The organism is Acinetobacter sp. CIP 101934 (assembly GCF_000369585.1).
GTDB classification, from domain to species: domain Bacteria; phylum Pseudomonadota; class Gammaproteobacteria; order Pseudomonadales; family Moraxellaceae; genus Acinetobacter; species Acinetobacter schindleri.
The window spans coordinates 522815-539902 of the sequence record NZ_KB850094.1; the positions used below are offsets into that span (position 1 = coordinate 522815).

Here is a 17088-nt window from a genome sequence, read left to right on the forward strand (position 1 = left end):
TTCAGTGTAACGGATAATCAGCCAAAAACAATGAATAAGCTGTGAAGAGAGTATAGGTTCAGCGTAGTTTGATGCGAGGATTTTATAATTTTTAAGGGGAAGAAAAAGTAGGTCAAATCAGGCGAAAAATTAAATTTCTATTCATTCAAATAAATAGCCCCATTTTCAAAAAAACAGGGCGATCTACTTAGTCACATTGTGTCAGGGCATCTTTAGCAAAATGACTGCGCAGGGTCACAAAGTTCTTTTGTACCGCCGCATCATGCAGGTCAAATTTTTGTGCTGTGCTGGTTCCGTCGCGCTGGAAAGTCGCTGAGCCGGCATCAATCAGGGTCATGCCTTTAAATGACCATTGCTCAACTGAACGGTTGTTACCGATATCGCCAGTAAATTCAATCACGCATTTGTCGAGGAATTTGGTCAGTTTCGCCTTATTGTTGGTTGTTTCTGGAATAACTTCGAGATTTTGTACTTCCTGTAATACCCCCAGTTCTAGTTGTGGAATGGTTGGTTGAGATGTACATGCTGTAAGTGCGATACCCGCAAGAGTCGTCATAATGAGTGTTTGAAATTTCATGCGCTTCTTTCTTGTTGAGTGTTGTTATTGTGAGTATAGAAAATTGAAAATCATATTGCTATGACTTTAAATAATTTAAATAAAAAGTAATTTTTTCTCTGAAAATTTTATTCATCTTCTGGTGAAAATTTATCCATTAGATTTTTTTGATAATCTTTTTTAACCAAATGGCTATCTATAGCAGTCAAAGGTAATAATATTGTTAAATAGCAGTAGATTTGAACAATAGTAATAATTGCTAAAGCGATACCACTAAAATATCGAAAATAAATAATATTGTTATTTGTTATAAATTTTTTTATAAAAATAGAGCTATAACTGATTATTAAAATTGAGCAAATGATTATGACACAAAAGAACATGCTTTTTACTAGTCTTTTTAGATCTTTAGCTCGTTCAGAATCATCCTGTTTTCCACTTTTTAAATCTTTAAATTCTTGGGGATAAAGTAATGCAATCCATACTCCAAGTATCGCAAATAAAATTGAGGAACTAGAAATTAGAACAGATAGACTATCTTTAAATAAAAGATAGTTTAAAGCTTCATGACCAAAATGAAGTAAAGCAGCACTAAATATAATTAGAAGAGTAATTATTAATTTCATTTTAAAGATAATATATTTTGGCTAATTCTTTCTAATTCACTAAACAACGCGACTGGATCAATAACATTTTGTTTATCTCTATCCAAATATAGATCAAACTTATTTCGAGCGTTCATTTCATTGAGCCAGATGGTATTACTATCGCCTTTTAATTTAAAACCAATATTGTCCCACATGCTACCTGTGTAATTAGCTTCCCAGTCATCAATAATATTTTTAAGTTCTTTAGCACTTGCTGGAGTATAGGGATATTCAAAAGTAAACTTTACATTCCCATCAACTTTAGGTTTTTGTTTATCAAAAATAGAAGCACTCAGTTTTGATGGCCAGCCTAATTTTAAGGTTTCGGTAACTGATAATTTATTATGTTTGACAACACTATTAATTTTTTTGAAATTGGCAATTAATTTGTCAATTTGATGTGAACTTCGAACAATATTAAAATTGAATATTGCTCTTAAATTGATGGGTTGATCTGTAGATCTTTTATTTTCTTTATATCCCTTTAATTCATTTGTTTGAGTATCTGTGTTTTTTTCATAACAAGCATAGGTAGTATATTTACTAATAAATTCTTTAAAATAACATTTAAGATTTCTTGTCCCGTTACTGGTTTTGCCAAAAGTAACAGTTGCCAAAATATTTTCTGCAGGCATGATATAGAAATATGAGGGATATCCTATAATTTCATCTTTTCCCTTACCTTTTGTTTTAATCTTTGCTTGTCCTACTGGTACATTCCCAGTTATAGATGCTAATTTTCCTTCTAAGCTAGAAGTTTCATTCCACGTCACCACAAGAAAATTACGTGTTTGAGGATGCTTGATAATGTCATAACAGAAAGTTCTTTCTCCTAATTCATCATCTTCAATTTCATATGTGCATGTATCAATTAAATTACGTTTAGGATTTTTTGCCCACTTCAATAATTGGTCAAGAAAGACTTCTGTATTACCTAGTACAGGAGAAGATGAATCATTAAACTTGAATAGACCACATTTGCTGATTTCATATAATGTTATTGCAGCTACTTCTTTATTGCTCATAATATTTAGATATAAAAAACCCCCACTACTTTATAGCGGGGTTTTGTTTAAGTTTCAAGCAATTAACACTTAGTGTTGAAGCACTGAAATATCTGCAACTTTAGTGAACAGGTCACGTAGCTGAGCAAGCAGACGTAAACGGTTTGCTTTTAGTTCAGCATCATCCGCCATCACCATGACACCATCAAAGAACGCATCGACTGGCGCACGCAGGGCAGCCAATGCAGACAACGCAGCAGTGTAATCTTTAGAAGCAAATAGCGGCTCAACCACTGGTGTGATTTTCGCAAGTTCAGCAAATAATGCTTTTTCAGCATCTTCAACCAAGTTTGCTTCAACCACAGCACCTTCAGGCGCAGCTTCTTTGGCAAGAATATTCGCAACACGCTTGTTCGCAGCAGCCAGTGCAGCAGCTTCAGGCAATGCACGGAAGTGATTTACCGCATTTACACGCTTGTCAAAATCAAGCGGTGATTTTGGTGAAAGCGCTTGAACGGCCTGGATTACGTCAACATCAACGCCTTGGTCTTCGTATTTCGCACGGTAACGACCTTCCAGGAATGCAACCGCATCTGCCAGAGTCTTGTCGTGGTCTTTCAATACATCGCCATAAGCAGCCAATGCCAGCTTGATCAGGTCTTCGATAGATACATCAAGTTCATTTTCAGTCACCAGACGCAGAATACCAATCGCAGAACGACGTAGCGCAAATGGGTCTTTAGAACCTGTAGGTGCCTGACCAATACCGAAAATACCAGTTAAAGTATCTAGACGATCCGCAAGGGCAATCGTTGTACCCGTTTTGGTTTTAGGCAGAACGTCACCCGCGAATTTAGGTAAATACTGCTCACCTAAAGATTCAGCCACTTCATCATTTTCACCTTCAAGACGTGCGTAGTAAGTACCCGCGATGCCTTGAAGTTCTGGGAATTCACCCACCAGCTCAGAAGTTAAGTCACATTTAGCGAGAAGAGCCGCTTTTTCAGCATCTTCAGCCTTAGCACCAGTAATTGGAGCAAGCGTAACAGCCAGTTTGGCAATACGTTCAGACTTGTTCCACAAAGTACCCAGTTGTGCCTGGAATACCATGTTGGCCAGTTTCTCTTTACGAGACGCAAGCGGTTGTTTCTGGTCTTGCAGGAAGAAGAACTCGGCATCAGACAAACGCGGACGAACCACTTTCTCGTTACCTTCAATAATTTGTGTCGGGTCTTTTGACTCAATGTTTGACACAGTAATGAAGTACGGTTGAAGTTTATTATCGCTATTCACTAAGCAGAAGTACTTTTGGTTGTCCTGCATCGTGGTGATCAACGCTTCTTGAGGAACCGCAAGGAAGCGTTCTTCGAAGCTTGCACGAAGCGCAACAGGCCATTCAACCAGTGCAGTCACTTCATCACGAAGATCCGCAGGCACAATCGCAATTGCATTTACTTCATCAGCCAATGCTTTCACTTGACCATCAATGATGGCTTGACGCTCTTCAAAAGACGCCACAACGTAAGCTGTTTTTAACTTCGCTAGGTATTCATCAGCATGCGTTAAAGTAATCGCTTCAGGTGCATGGAAACGGTGACCATAGGTCACATTACCTGCTTTGTGATCTTGAATGGTTGCATCAACCACATCGTTGTCTTTTAACAACACCACCCATTTTACAGGACGCACGAATTCGGTACGGCTTGCCGCAGAACGCATACGTTTTGCGATTGGAAGATTATCCAATGCATTTTGTAAAATTTGTGGCAATAAAACGTCAAGGCTTTGACCTTTGACATCTTTTAAATAGCATACTTTTTCAACTTTACCGGCCTGGAAAGTTGATACTTGATCAACCGTGATGCCTTGACCACGCATAAAGCCTTCAAGTGCTTTCGTCGGGTTACCTTCAGCATCAAAAGCGGCCTGTTTGGCAGGGCCGTCAAAACGTTTTTGTGTGTCTGCTTGTGCAGCATCAACATTGACAATTTTAAGTGCAAGACGACGAGGTGCTGCATAGGCTTCGATTGAATCAAAAACAAGACCAGCATCTTTTAAGCCTTTTACTGTTTCTGCATGTAAGGCATCACGTAATTTTTTCAGGCTTTTTGGTGGAAGTTCTTCACAACCCAATTCGAACAAAACGGTATGTTTAGACATTATTTGCTCTCCTTGTTTGCTTCTTTCGCTTCTGCTTCAACTTGCGCTTTTAATTGTGCCAACACTTCATCACGTAATGCAGGTTCAGCCATTGGGAAACCAAGTTCCGCACGTGCTGCTACATAGCTGGTTGCAATCGAACGTGCTAATGTACGTACACGTAAGATATAACGCTGACGTTCAGTCACAGAAATTGCACCACGTGCATCAAGCAGGTTAAAGCTATGCGATGCTTTTACCACTTGCTCATAGGCAGGAAGTGGCAGTTTCGCTTCGATTAAACGCGTTGCTTCAGCTTCGTAGAAGTCGAACAGTTCAAACATTTTATCGACTGGTGCATATTCAAAGTTATAAGTCGATTGTTCTACTTCATTTTGATGGAACACATCGCCATAGGTCACTGTACCGAACTGACCTTTGGTCCAAACCAGGTCATAAACCGAGTCTACACCTTGCAGGTACATTGCCAGACGCTCCAGACCGTAAGTGATTTCGCCTGTTACCGGGTAGCATTCAACACCGCCCACTTGCTGGAAGTAAGTGAACTGAGTCACTTCCATACCGTTTAGCCAAACTTCCCAACCTAAGCCCCAAGCACCCAGGGTTGGAGATTCCCAGTTATCTTCTACAAAACGGATGTCGTGAACTAAAGGATCAATACCGATGGCTTTTAAAGAATCCAGATAAAGCTGCTGGATATTGTCCGGGTTTGGCTTCAATACCACCTGGAACTGGTAGTAGTGTTGCAAACGGTTCGGGTTTTCACCATAACGGCCATCTTTCGGACGGCGTGATGGCTGAACATAAGCCGCGTTCCAGGTTTCAGGACCTAGCGCACGAAGGAATGTTGCAGTGTGGAATGTCCCTGCACCCATTTCCATGTCGTAAGGTTGTAAAACGACGCAGCCTTGCTCCGCCCAGTAGTTTTGTAAGGCAAGAATTAAGCCTTGGAAGGTATCAATATGCGATATGGCGCGACTCATGGTCATCCACTTAAAATTAGAGAAAAATTGTGCTTGATTATAAGGATTTTGCGAAGGCGTGGCAAAGGTTATCCATGAATTGCCTGCGCCACTTTTTATTCGCCTGACGCAACTGCCTGTTCATGCGCACGCAGACTGAGAAAGATAAAAAATCCGATAGAGGGCAGGCTAAAGCAGGAAATCATGAATAGAGTACTGAGCAGATCATTGGAACTTAGGAAATAAGCCAGAATCAGCGTTGCCAGAATACCTACCAGCACAATACTGAAGATATGAAACTGCTGTAGATGGTGTAATACGAATAGACTGATACATAAAGGAATATAGATCAGGCAGAGATAGAACAGCAGCCCGAAAATGTACATGATCAGCATGAAAGTCACCATCGAGAGTAGAAGTGAGCTCGAAGTCATAGCCAGGAATAACAAGTGCAAGATCAGCAGCACGAACATCAAAGGGCCATAGAGTGAGGCTAAACCGAGTACAGGTGCCAGCAACAGTTGTACTGCAATTCCGGTTTTGGTTTGTTGTAAAGACTGGATTAGAAAATGCATCGTTTTTATTCTTGTTTGAGAGAAGAAAATACGCCGCTTAGGCGCGGTCCTGATTATAATTTTTTAGATAGAGCACCCTCAGCATAAGCAGAAAAACCAATGAGTAAAAGATATAAAATAAATACATCTTTAAAGCCAAGGGTTTTATAATGCCTGCACTCCCCAAAACAATAATTCAGGCCAACCGTGTTGCATAGTTCCTCAGAATGGCTGCAAAGCCTCAAGCCAAATTTTAAAATTCTCCCTGTCAAAGACCGTATCCTGTGTGGTTTAGGTGCATTGATCGGTCTGGCACTGTCGTCTTTAATCAGCCTGTGGGCACTGGGTGATTTTCAGGCCTGGTATATCGCGCCGATGGGTGCTTCGTCGGTATTACTGTTTGCCGTACCTGCCAGTCCGCTGGCCCAGCCATGGAATATGGTGGTTGGAAATACTATTGCTGCGATCGTGGGGGTGAGCTGTACTTTACTGTTTCCCAGCCTGACCCTGGCATTCAGTCTGGCCGTAGCAATTGCGATTATATTGATGCTAAGCACTGATTCTCTACATCCACCAAGTGGGGCGGTTGCGATTACAGCGGTACTGGGCGGCAATGCCATTCATGAGCTGGGCTATGCTTTTGTGTTCTATCCGGTCTTGCTGAACTCGGTACTGTTGATGGTGGTAGCGATTGTATTTAACCGGATGTTGGGTAAGGCTTATCCGCAACAGCTGCAGATTAATACCCGTTCTAAAGATCCAACCCCGACCCAGAAAGTGACGATTCAGCCGCAGGATATTCAGGCTGTACTTGATCAACAGACCCAGTTACTGGATATCAGTGAATATGACCTGCAAAAAATTATTCTGGAAGCACAGAGCAAGGCCAGTGAACGTGCTGACAGCCCGTTCCTGTGTCAGGATATCATGAGTAAAGACGTTGCCAGCTTGCAGGAAAGTGATGATATCCGGCATGCCTTGGCGAAATTCCGACAGATGAATCTGATGAGCCTACCGGTAGTGAATGCGGAAAAGAAACTGGTTGGAACCTTGGCGATGTACCAGCTGGTGGAATGGTTTGAGCGTGCCACCGATATTCGCAGTGGCTGGGAATCTGAAGTCGGACATATTATGAGCCGGAAGGTGGTGACTGTACAGCCAGGCCAGCCGATTCAGGACCTGGTGCCGTATTTCGTTGAGCGTTCCTTTAATTATATTCCGGTACTGGACGAAGGTCAGCTGGTCGGTATCATTAGCCGTGCTGACATGATTGCTGCTTTATATCAGGAGTTAAATCATTTCAAGCTGAGTGCCTGATCTGGACGGATGTAGATCTATCTTCGAAAATGAAAAAGCACGCCGTAGCGTGCTTTTTTAATCCATTCATCTTTAGAGAAAGAACCAGTAAATAAATAGCGATACCAGGAAAATACACATGATGTTGAGGACAAAGCCAACTTTCATCATTTCCGACTGCTGAATATAACCGGTACCAAAGACAATCGCATTCGGCGGTGTTGCTACAGGCAACATGAAAGCACAGGATGCGCCGATCCCAATCACAATCACCAGAATTTCTTTAGGCATTCCCATCTGATCGGCAATGGCGGCAAAGACCGGCACCAGTAGTGCAGCGGATGCGGTATTACTGGTAAATTCGGTCAGGAAAATGATGAAGGTTGCTACCACAAAGATAATCACTAAAGGTGAAGTATCACCAAAGGTATTTGCCAGAGTTTGCCCCAAGACCAGAGAGCTGCCTGAATCTTTTAAAATGGCACTCAAGGTCAGGCCGCCGCCAAACAGATAGAGCACGCCCCAGTCGGTATTCTCTGCAATCTGCTTCCAGGTTGCGGTACCTAAAATTGCCACCATACATGCGGCCAGAATCGCAATCCAGGTATCTGGCTGGCTGATTCCAAAGTTCTCGGTCAGCTTTTTACTGAAAATCCAGGCCAGGGCAGTACAGATAAATAGCACCATTGCGGCAATACGGCTGCGGGTCCAGGGAATATCTTCAGTGACAAACTGCACTTTGTGATTCAGCTTGGGACGCAACACCAGATACAGACTGATCAGCATCGCAGGCAAGATAATGAACATCATTGGCAAACCAATTTTCATCCAGTCTGCAAAGTCATAACCCAGCGCTTTGGCAGCAATGGCATTTGGTGGTGAACCTACAATTGTACCTAGACCACCAATACTGGCGGAGTAGGCAATCCCAAGCAGAATAAATACGAAGGTTTTACGTTCTTTCTCGACATCCAGATGCGAAAGTAAACCCAGCGCCAGCGGTAACATCATGGCTGCGGTAGCGGTATTGGAAATCCACATGGATAGGGCGGCAGTCACGGCAAAAATGGCCAATACTGAAATACCCAAATGTCCACCGGATAAGGAAATAATCCACATGGCAATTTTCTTGTCCAGCTTCTGGATATGCAGCGCCGTTGCCAGTGCAAAACCGCCAAAAAACAGGAAAATAACCGGATCGGCAAAGGTGGTTAAAGCAGCTTGTGTGGTAATGGGTACCAGCGCATCGCCGTCGGCCATCGGCATGGCTAACAGTACTGCCAGTATGGGAATCAGCAGGGCAGTAATAGTGATATGAATTGCTTCTGTCAGCCACAAAATACCAATAAAAGCCAGCAGAGCCAAACCTTTGCTAGCATTCTGGTCATAAGGTAAAACCTGATATAGGATAAAGGCTACAATGGCCGCGATGATAATCAGGATCCATCCTTTCATTACGCCTTTGGGCATAACGTTGGTGGGGGTGGCAAGGTTTTGACTTGTCATACGCACACTCCTTGTTTTTATACAGCTAATTTTTATGAAGAATCTTTCTAATCCTAAAGCGGTTTGATTACAAATTATACTAATTTAAAAAAAGATGATTTGAATGTTGTAATAATGCAGTACTCTGCCATAGAGCCTGTATGCCTAAAACCATCAATAAGCCCAAGACTAAAAATTTAAAATGCCGCTGTGACAGGCGATGGCGGATTTTTCCGCCAATCCAGACGCCAATCAAAGCAAAAATGGTAATACCGATCAAAATGGATTGTTGTTGTGGATTAATCTGGATCAGGATTGGGAACAATAAAAGTAACTGGATCAGTTTACTGACAATAAAATTCAGGTTGCTGATAATGACGATATCGGTCTTGCTGAGCTGGCTGCTAAGCAGGTACATCATCAGGAAAGGAGCCATGGCATTGGTCGCTCCACCAATCACACCAGCCAATAAACCAAAACACACCATACTCAGAATATGCGGGTTGCTCTGAAAAGGTTTGGAGCGAAGCTGATCTAGTACATAAAATATAATCACTGTCCCTAACAGCAGTTTGAGATAGCCTTCATTCAGCCACAGCAGCAGTTTAACTCCGAGCAAACTGCCAATCAGGCTGCTTAAAATCAATGGCCAATAATGTTTGAGATAATAGCGAATGCTCTGCAGCAGACTGTGCCGCGGATCAGCATTCAGCATCAACAGATTCAGGAGCAGGCAGGGAAAAATGACCAGGGTCACTGCCAGACTCAAGGGATATTGGCTGGATAGCACCGCAGTACTCATCATCGGGAAGCCAAACCCACTCAAGCCATGCAGCAGTGCTGCTACAGCACATAAGCACAGTACAATCCATTCAGCCTGTGTCATCCTGAATCCATTTCAAGGAGTTTTTAACTAAGTTATAGAGAAATCAGCCGGTTGGCAAAGGCTAGAGAAATAATTTAACAATTTATTAAATCGCCTGAAGCAGGCAAAAAAAAGCTGTGGTCATTAGGGGAAATGCCACAGCGCAAAAGGGAATTACTATTTACTCTATAAAAAGGAAACTTACAGCGGATCTTTATTTACATCACGAATTGGTCGTTGATAGCCCGTAGACTGATGCGGCGTATGTTCAACCATAGCTTGCTTTTTTGGCATGATCAGCCAAAGTACAAGATAAACCAGGATACCTGGGAAAGCGGCACTCATTATAGAGATCACCACGAAAATCAGACGCAGTAAATTTGCATTCCAACCAAAACGTTCAGCAATACCACCCATCACACCTGCAATCATGTTCGAGCGGTTAGAGCGATATAAACCAACATTGGCCATTCAGGTCTCCTTAATAATTAAGATAAAAGAACAACGACGTTCCTCTTAAAATATGGAGCTAAGTCATTATTTTTAAAGTGTCTAAATAAAATTTATTCGTAAATTTATGTAAATTGGGATTAAGTATTTTTCTCGGAATCTTTAACATGAAGACGAAGGTTCCTGAATTTAATAATAATCTCCTGCCTTTGATTTTATAAAAATGCTTGGCTGTTCATAATCTGGTTGAATTAAATGAAATTTAAGGTGTTTAAAGTTTTCAAGAGACTGGAGTATCAGCTCGGTGTGATATTGCTGGGTACACTCGGGCTGGTGGGGTGTGAGCGTCATTCGGGTAAACCGATCAGTGATACTGAACTTGAGTTGCACCATAAAGAGGAGGTAGCTGTTTCTCTCGCTAATCAAGCGCTAGATGAAAGTACTCAAGCCAAGAAACTGACTGATATTGCTGGTCATGCCACTTTCAGAGAGGAAGATGGCTTTAATGGGCAGCCTATTCCAGATTATGCGGTTGACTTCGTGGGACGCTATTACACGGAAGTCAGTTGTAATGATGGTTTTTCTCCCTGCAAAAATGGCAAGGCAATGTTTATTCTCACCCTTGCCCCGAATGGTCTGGTATATCGCAGTATCTTGCAACATGGTCAGGTATTTACCTTCCAAAACCAGATGGCGACACCTTATTCAACCTATCGTAAAGACCGTTGGGAATTGAATCCCACCCGTAAGGAGCTGGTGGTCTACCGTAAAGAGGGCCTGGTTTTGTATTATACTGTCAAAGACAATACCAAGCTGGTGATGAATATTGAAAAAACCCAGAAAGAGAATCGTCAAGAGCTGATGGATCAGCACTACGTGCTGCCACGTATAGCCTATGAACTGGTAAAAGATGTTGATAATCAATTGCCTTCGCCACAATAAGGCGAGGGGAGACTAAGAAAACTCACAAAAATCCTGATGCGTTGACATAGCCCAGATACAGATAAAAAATTATAAGACGATTAAAAGAAAACTGTAGCTTGGTGGTTGTGTAGGACTTGAAACCACGCCCCATAGCTTAAGAAGCTCTTGCTCTAGCAACTGGACTAATAACGCACAAATATATCTAAAATAATCCCGGCATATTTTAAAATGAAGAGAGCAAGAATTCAGAAAAGACAAATCAAAGCCGTGATCGGTTGATGATCTTGATTGGAATATACAGGTATTATGATCTTCGCAGAATGGAAGAAAAATGGTGGGTCGTCCGCGACTCGAACGCGGGACCAACGGATTAAAAGTCCGCTGCTCTACCAACTGAGCTAACGACCCTGAGGAGTAGAAATGATGAAGATCATTTTTACGACGCAAGATTTGGTAATTGCGCTATCCCGAAGGATAAGATGGTGGGTCGTCCGCGACTCGAACGCGGGACCAACGGATTAAAAGTCCGCTGCTCTACCAACTGAGCTAACGACCCATATCATTTGATGGAGCGTATTGTAGCAAGATATGAAATCAGCGCAAGTAAAAAATAACAAAGTTGCCCATGTTTGATTATAAATGCAACAAATTGAATTTATATACACAAAAAATAGGCAACTTCAGCACTTAGAAGCGATATTGATAGGCCTGGATGTTAGTAAAAACTTCTGCCGTTACATCGCAATAAGCATCTGCTCCCGGTAAGCACACCAGTAAACGCTCATCAGTCTTGCTTGGATCAAATGCTTGCTCTTTCAATTTATTTTTCTGGTATTTAAAAGTACCAGTGGTTTCAACCTGTTGCTGTATACGCAGGAATACCGGAACCGAATAAGCAGGCAGACATTTCTTGAAACAGTTCAACATCTCTTTCAGATCGGTATCGTTCAGTTCAGCTTCAGGTTTCAGCGTAATGGCTGCCATACCGGCGCGACCATTGGTGTTTGGAATTTCCACCCCATACACCACAGCCTCTACAATCTTATCATACTCGGTCAGCATGTTTTCCACTTCGGTCGTCGATACATTTTCACCTTTCCAGCGGAAAGTATCCCCCAAACGGTCGACAAACTGCGCATGACGGAAACCGATGTCGCGGACCAGGTCGCCGGTATTGAAATAGGCATCACCTTTGCAGAACACATCTTTCATAATGACAGACTTATTCTTTTCCGGATCGGTATACCCATCAAATGGCGAACGACGGGTAATTTTACCAATCAACAGACCTGTTGTGCCTTTTTTGACGCGTTTACAGTGACCTTTGACATCACGTACCGGCTCGTTTTTGTCTTTATCGAATTCAACAATCGCATACGGAGTTGGGGAGAATCCGACAGTATTGTCGAAATTGAACACATTGCTGAAACCGACATTGCCTTCACTGGATGCATATAGTTCAAGTACTTCTTCAATACCGAAACGGTTTTTGAACTTATCCCAGATATTTGGACGCATACCGTTACCGATCATTTTCTTGACGCGGTGACCTTTTTCCAGCTCTGAAGAAGGTGCATCCATCAGGTAACGGCAAAGTTCCCCGACATACCCGATTGCAGAAGCATCAAATTTTTGTACATCTTTCCAGAATGAAGAGGTCGAGAATTTACGGCGGATTGCAAATGTCCCTGCACCGGCAATCACACCACACCAGCATACCACCATGCCCGTCGCATGATACAGTGGCAGGGTGCAGTACATCACATCCTCTGTACCCAAGTTAAGCACATGACCATACGTGCCATAAGCAAGGGTCCAGCGGCTATTGGTAAAGATTACGGCTTTCGGCAGACCAGTAGTGCCGGAAGTGTAGATGTAGAACAGACCATCTTTACCTTGCACACTATGTGTTGTTGATGGATTGAATTTCGGGAAAGTATCAATGACTTCAGCAAGATTGATAAAACCTTCAGGTGCCTGACCAGGATTTTGCTGGGTAGGCTGATCGGCAAACCAGTGGAAACGGTCCGCCGCGATATTCAGTTCATCACGGATCTCGGCAACCGCAGCGTGACATTCATCACCCACGATGACTGCAATCGGTTTGACCAGATTAATGCTATGTGCCAGCACTTTACCGACCTGTGAAGTATTCAGCAGGGCAATGGTCACACCAAGCTTGGCCAGACCAATCACGCTGGCGACCATTTCCGGGCGGTTCTCGACCATCAGGGCAACGACATCGCCTTTTTTCGCACCTAGCGACAGGTAGTAATGTGCAATCTGGTTGGCCCAGCCATTCAGTTCTGTATAGCTAAAGCTCTGGTCTTCAAAACGCAGGGCAATACCTTCCGGGTTGCGCTGTACCGCTTTTTCAAAAGCGAGACCCAAACCTGCAGCAGTATTTGGGGTACGTAAATAAGCCTGCCTAAGCCCATTGACCAAGTTCGGCACTTTTTTCAGGAAAGCGGGGATTTTGGCTGCGACATCAGCAATACCAATCAGATCATGTTGTGTGGTTTGGCTCATGGGAATCCTATTTCTTTTACGTATCCGATACGTGCACTGAATATGCAATAACTGTCCGTTGTAGTTTTAATGGTTGATTTAAAGAGTAATCAACCTAATTTGACAAAATCTAGCAAAAAAAACCTAGTCACCGAAATGACTAGGTTTTTTTTAGTTACTGCAATTGGGCGAATTATGACTCAGTTGCAGTATTGGCTTTCTTCGGTGGACGGCCACGTGGGCGACGCGGACGGGCAGGAGATTTCTCTGCTTTTTCCGCTTCTGTTTCCACTGTTTCTGCTTTTGCTTCAGCTGCATTTTCAGCGGCTGATGCTTCTTCTTCAGCGGCAGCAACTGGTGCTTTAGCTGTAACAGGTGCATTTTCAGGCTGTTCTGTAGCTTCTGGCTCAGTTTGAGCTGCTGTTACTGCAGTCTCAGGTTGATCAGCAACTAAAGGTTTAACAGGCTCGTCAGTTCTTAGAACTTCAATCGTCTCAGCTTGTTGTGCTGCCACAGCCTGAGCTTCAGCAGCGGGTTCAGTCGGTTTTTCTTCCGGTTGAGCTGCCTGTTTTGCTTGTACAAGTGCCTGTTCCGCAGCAAGTTTTGCTAGACGACGACGCTCACGTGGATCGTTAGCTACACGCTTTTCTGACACAGGTTTTGGTGGAGTCAGATCCAGTACCGGAGCAGGTTCTGGTTCAGGCTGAGCCTTGTTCACCTCTACATCACGCGTCACCGGTTTTTTCTCGGCGGTCACTGCTACAACAACAGTTTCATTGTATTGCTGCGTGAACTTGTCCAGTGCACGGTTGAAGGTCGCCATCAGGCCGAACTGCTCAATCAGTACTGAACAGTCTTCACCGTACACATGACGGATCAGGCTGCCTACGGTGTACTGACCAAGTGTCGGTACTTGTGAAGGACGAAGCTGAGCGGCCTGAGCCTGCTGACCTTGTGCAGCACGACGGTCACGACGACGTTGACGTGGGTCATTGCTGGCACGAGACTTTTCAGCTTTCGGCGTTACCTGCTCAAGCGCTGCTGCTGGAGCAGGGGCTTCAGTCAGATCAACCGCTTCAGTTTTCTCTTCCAGTTCTGCTGCCATCGTTGCTACGGCTGGTGCCTTTTCAGGTGCAGTTTCTTCAGTCGGAGTAGCCACTACAGGTGCTGTACCGTTCAGCGTTACGATTTCACTTTGGCCTTGATCGACATTCACCATCATAGCCGTTGGTGTAACGTCCTGACGCGGTGCATCAATCAGCTCTACGCGTACTTGACGTTCATTAGCTGCTGGAGCTTCAACTTGAACAGGTGCTTGAGGAGCAGCCGGTTGCTCATTCAGTACGCTTTGATCGCGGTGACGATTTGGGCGTTCTGGACGTTGCTGGTTGCGACGGTCACGACGTGGTACAGCATTTTGCTGTTCAGCTTGAGCATCCTGGTTGTGCTCTTGCTGATGGCGCGGGTTCTTACGCTTTTGCTCACGCTGTTCTTGACGCTGTTCCTGGCGAGACAACTGAACCACTTCTTCATGCACTTGTTGTGGTGCATTGTCATGTTGTTGTGGCTCGCGTTGCTCTTTGTGCTTGTTGTTGCGCTGTTTTTTATGGCTGCGTTGTGATTTTTCTTCACGTTCAGCCTTTTCAGCCTGATCACGCTCTGGCTTGTGTGCCACAGTTGATGGCGCAAGGTAAGCATTGCTACTTGGTGTAGTAACTTGTTGTGGGACGTGCTGCGGCGCCTGCTGTGCAGCAGGTGATGTAACCTGGCCGAACTGACCACGGCTGACTGCGCCATTATTTACCAGCTGTTCAATCGCAGCAGCTGCATTATTGGCAGTGCGAGATTGATCTACAGTTGCAGCCTGCTTTTGTACAAACAGGTTTTCTAACCAAGCACATGGGCTGGCAGCAGGTGCAGCAACTTGGGCAGGGGCCTGTTGGGCAACCGGCGCTTGCTGTGCAGTCTGGTTCTGATTTTGCTGGTTTTGATGTTGATTATTACGGCGTTTATTGTTTCTGCCATTGTTTTGTTGCTGAGTAGGCGCTGGTGCAGCTGCATGCGTATGTTGTTCTTCTTCTAAATGCCACTCAGAAGACTCATAACCCAGTTCTTTTTCACTTGAACGTGTTGCTTCAGTGCGTTCATAGCTAGTTGGTGCGAAACCTTCAGGATTATAAGAAATCTCGTAATGCGGCGTTTCCAGGTGCGGGTGCGGCAATACAGTCACACGTGTACTTGAAGTCTGTTCTAAGTAAACCAGGCTGTGACGCTTTTCATTCAATAAGAATGCAGCGATTTCAACCGGTACTTCAACCTGAACTTCACCATGACGTTCACGCAGAGCAATTTCTTCCACTTTACGCATGATTGAAAGCGATAAAGAACGCAGGTCACGCACCATACCTGTGCCATGACAGCGTGGGCAGACATAACCAGTGGCTTCTTCAAGCGAAGGACGTAAGCGTTGACGACTCATTTCCATCAGGCCAAAACGTGACAATTGACCAAACTGGATACGTGCGCGGTCACTTTGGGTTGCTTCACGCAGTTTTGCTTCAACCATGCGCTGGTTGCGGTCTTTGGTCATATCGATAAAGTCGATCACGACTAAGCCACCAATATCACGTAAACGTAACTGGCGTGCAATTTCTTCAGCAGCTTCAAGGTTGGTATTTAACGCGGTATCTTCAACATCCTGACCACGAGTCGATTTTGCCGAGTTGATGTCGATCGATACCAATGCTTCAGTCTGGTCAATCACGATTGAGCCACCTGAAGGAAGTTTTACTTCGCGTTCATAAGCCGTTTGGATCTGGCTTTCGATACCGAAGTGAGCAAATAATGGCTCATTTAAAGTATAGGTTTTGAGCTTGTCTAACTGACGTGGCATGACCGCTTTTACGAAGTTATAGGCTTCATTATAGGCTTGTTCAGAGTCAATCAGGATTTCAGCAACGTCGTCACGTAAATAATCACGGATCGCACGAGTTACTACGCCTGCTTCCTGATGAACCAGCATTGGTGATGGACCAGAGCTTGCAGTGCTTTGGATTTGCGCCCAAAGGTCAAGCAAGTGTTGAAGATCAAGTTGCAATTCTTCTTGAGAGCGGCCGATCCCAGCTGTACGTACAATCACGCTCATACCACGAGGTACATTTAAAGAGGCCAGCATCTCTTTCAGCTCTTCACGGACTGAACCCGAAATCTGACGGCTGATACCACCACCTTTCGGATTGTTTGGCATCAATACCAGATAACGACCAGCAAGAGAAATGAAAGTAGAAAGGGCAGCACCTTTGTTACCACGTTCTTCTTTTTCCACCTGAACCAGAAGCTCGGTGCCTTCAGTGATCAGTTCGCGGATATTCGAAGTTTGGCGAGGATCTGCTTTGTAGTAAGTATTGGCAATTTCACGCATCGACAAGAAACCTTGACGACCCGCACCATATTCAACAAATACAGCTTCTAAAGAAGGTTCTACGCGAGTCACGTGACCTTTATAGATATTAGATTTCTTTTGTTCACGGGTACGATTCTCTAAATCGAAATCGTAAAGACGCTGACCAGTGACAAGTGCAACGCGAATCTCTTCGGCATGTGTTGCATTAATCAACATACGTTTCATGGGTGTAACACCTTATAGTGATACACAGCAAAAAATCGCTATACACGTA

General features: G+C 43.9%; 13 protein-coding genes and 2 tRNA genes. 2 read left to right on the top strand and 13 right to left on the bottom strand.

Annotated elements, in window-relative coordinates:
* Window positions 1-187: 187 nt before the first annotated feature.
* The 6 genes from F899_RS02960 to F899_RS02985 form a co-directional block, all read right to left on the bottom strand.
* Entirely contained in the window at window positions 188-577 is a 390-nt protein-coding gene (locus F899_RS02960; RefSeq protein ID WP_005220796.1) for a hypothetical protein, read from the bottom strand.
* A 107-nt stretch (window positions 578-684) separates the two neighbouring features.
* Window positions 685-1182 carry a hypothetical protein gene (locus F899_RS02965; RefSeq protein WP_005220799.1) on the bottom strand — a complete coding sequence of 166 codons (498 nt, stop codon included), beginning with the start codon at window positions 1180-1182 and terminating at the stop codon, window positions 685-687.
* Entirely contained in the window at window positions 1179-2228 is a 1050-nt protein-coding gene (locus F899_RS02970) for a hypothetical protein (RefSeq protein WP_005220801.1), read from the bottom strand. Before F899_RS02970 ends, F899_RS02965 begins: the two co-directional genes overlap by 4 nt.
* A 69-nt stretch (window positions 2229-2297) precedes the next feature.
* Window positions 2298-4367: a glycine--tRNA ligase subunit beta gene (gene glyS, locus F899_RS02975; RefSeq protein ID WP_005220804.1), complete on the bottom strand. Its 2070-nt coding sequence runs from the start codon at window positions 4365-4367 to the stop codon at window positions 2298-2300.
* Window positions 4367-5350: a glycine--tRNA ligase subunit alpha gene (gene glyQ, locus F899_RS02980; RefSeq protein WP_005220806.1), complete on the bottom strand. Its 984-nt coding sequence runs from the start codon at window positions 5348-5350 to the stop codon at window positions 4367-4369. The genes glyS and glyQ overlap by 1 nt, the downstream gene beginning before the upstream one ends.
* Before the next feature lie 95 nt (window positions 5351-5445).
* Window positions 5446-5904 (bottom strand): hypothetical protein, encoded by a 459-nt coding sequence (locus F899_RS02985; protein WP_005220808.1) that lies wholly within the window; start codon window positions 5902-5904, stop codon window positions 5446-5448.
* 186 nt (window positions 5905-6090) lie between these two features.
* On the opposite strand from F899_RS02985, the gene F899_RS02990 reads away from it, so the two are divergent.
* Window positions 6091-7200: an HPP family protein gene (locus tag F899_RS02990; RefSeq protein ID WP_004890397.1), complete on the top strand. Its 1110-nt coding sequence runs from the start codon at window positions 6091-6093 to the stop codon at window positions 7198-7200.
* 72 nt (window positions 7201-7272) lie between these two features.
* On the opposite strand, the gene F899_RS02995 is transcribed toward F899_RS02990, so the two are convergent.
* The 3 genes from F899_RS02995 to F899_RS03005 all read right to left on the bottom strand — a co-directional run bounded on the left by F899_RS02995 (window position 7273) and on the right by F899_RS03005 (window position 10000).
* Entirely contained in the window at window positions 7273-8685 is a 1413-nt protein-coding gene (locus F899_RS02995) for an SLC13 family permease (RefSeq protein WP_004890394.1), read from the bottom strand.
* A gap of 79 nt (window positions 8686-8764) precedes the next feature.
* Window positions 8765-9550 (bottom strand): sulfite exporter TauE/SafE family protein, encoded by a 786-nt coding sequence (locus F899_RS03000; protein WP_004813393.1) that lies wholly within the window; start codon window positions 9548-9550, stop codon window positions 8765-8767.
* A 180-nt stretch (window positions 9551-9730) separates the two neighbouring features.
* Complete coding sequence (locus F899_RS03005) at window positions 9731-10000, bottom strand: PspC domain-containing protein (protein WP_004813390.1); 270 nt, start codon at window positions 9998-10000, stop codon at window positions 9731-9733.
* A gap of 234 nt (window positions 10001-10234) precedes the next feature.
* Here F899_RS03005 and F899_RS03010 point away from each other — a divergent pair, with 234 nt between their 5' ends.
* Window positions 10235-10921 (top strand): hypothetical protein, encoded by a 687-nt coding sequence (locus F899_RS03010; protein WP_005220811.1) that lies wholly within the window; start codon window positions 10235-10237, stop codon window positions 10919-10921.
* Window positions 10922-11235: 314 nt separating this feature from the next.
* Here F899_RS03010 and F899_RS03015 read toward each other — a convergent pair.
* From F899_RS03015 to F899_RS03030, 4 genes are all read right to left on the bottom strand, one after another.
* A tRNA-Lys gene (locus F899_RS03015) sits at window positions 11236-11311 on the bottom strand.
* A gap of 72 nt (window positions 11312-11383) precedes the next feature.
* A tRNA-Lys gene (locus F899_RS03020) sits at window positions 11384-11459 on the bottom strand.
* Window positions 11460-11590: 131 nt separating this feature from the next.
* Complete coding sequence (locus tag F899_RS03025) at window positions 11591-13432, bottom strand: long-chain-acyl-CoA synthetase (protein WP_005220814.1); 1842 nt, start codon at window positions 13430-13432, stop codon at window positions 11591-11593.
* Window positions 13433-13604: 172 nt separating this feature from the next.
* The gene (locus tag F899_RS03030) at window positions 13605-17039 is read right to left on the bottom strand and encodes an Rne/Rng family ribonuclease (RefSeq protein WP_005220816.1); all 3435 of its coding nucleotides are present in this window, start codon (window positions 17037-17039) and stop codon (window positions 13605-13607) included.
* Window positions 17040-17088: the final 49 nt, after the last annotated feature.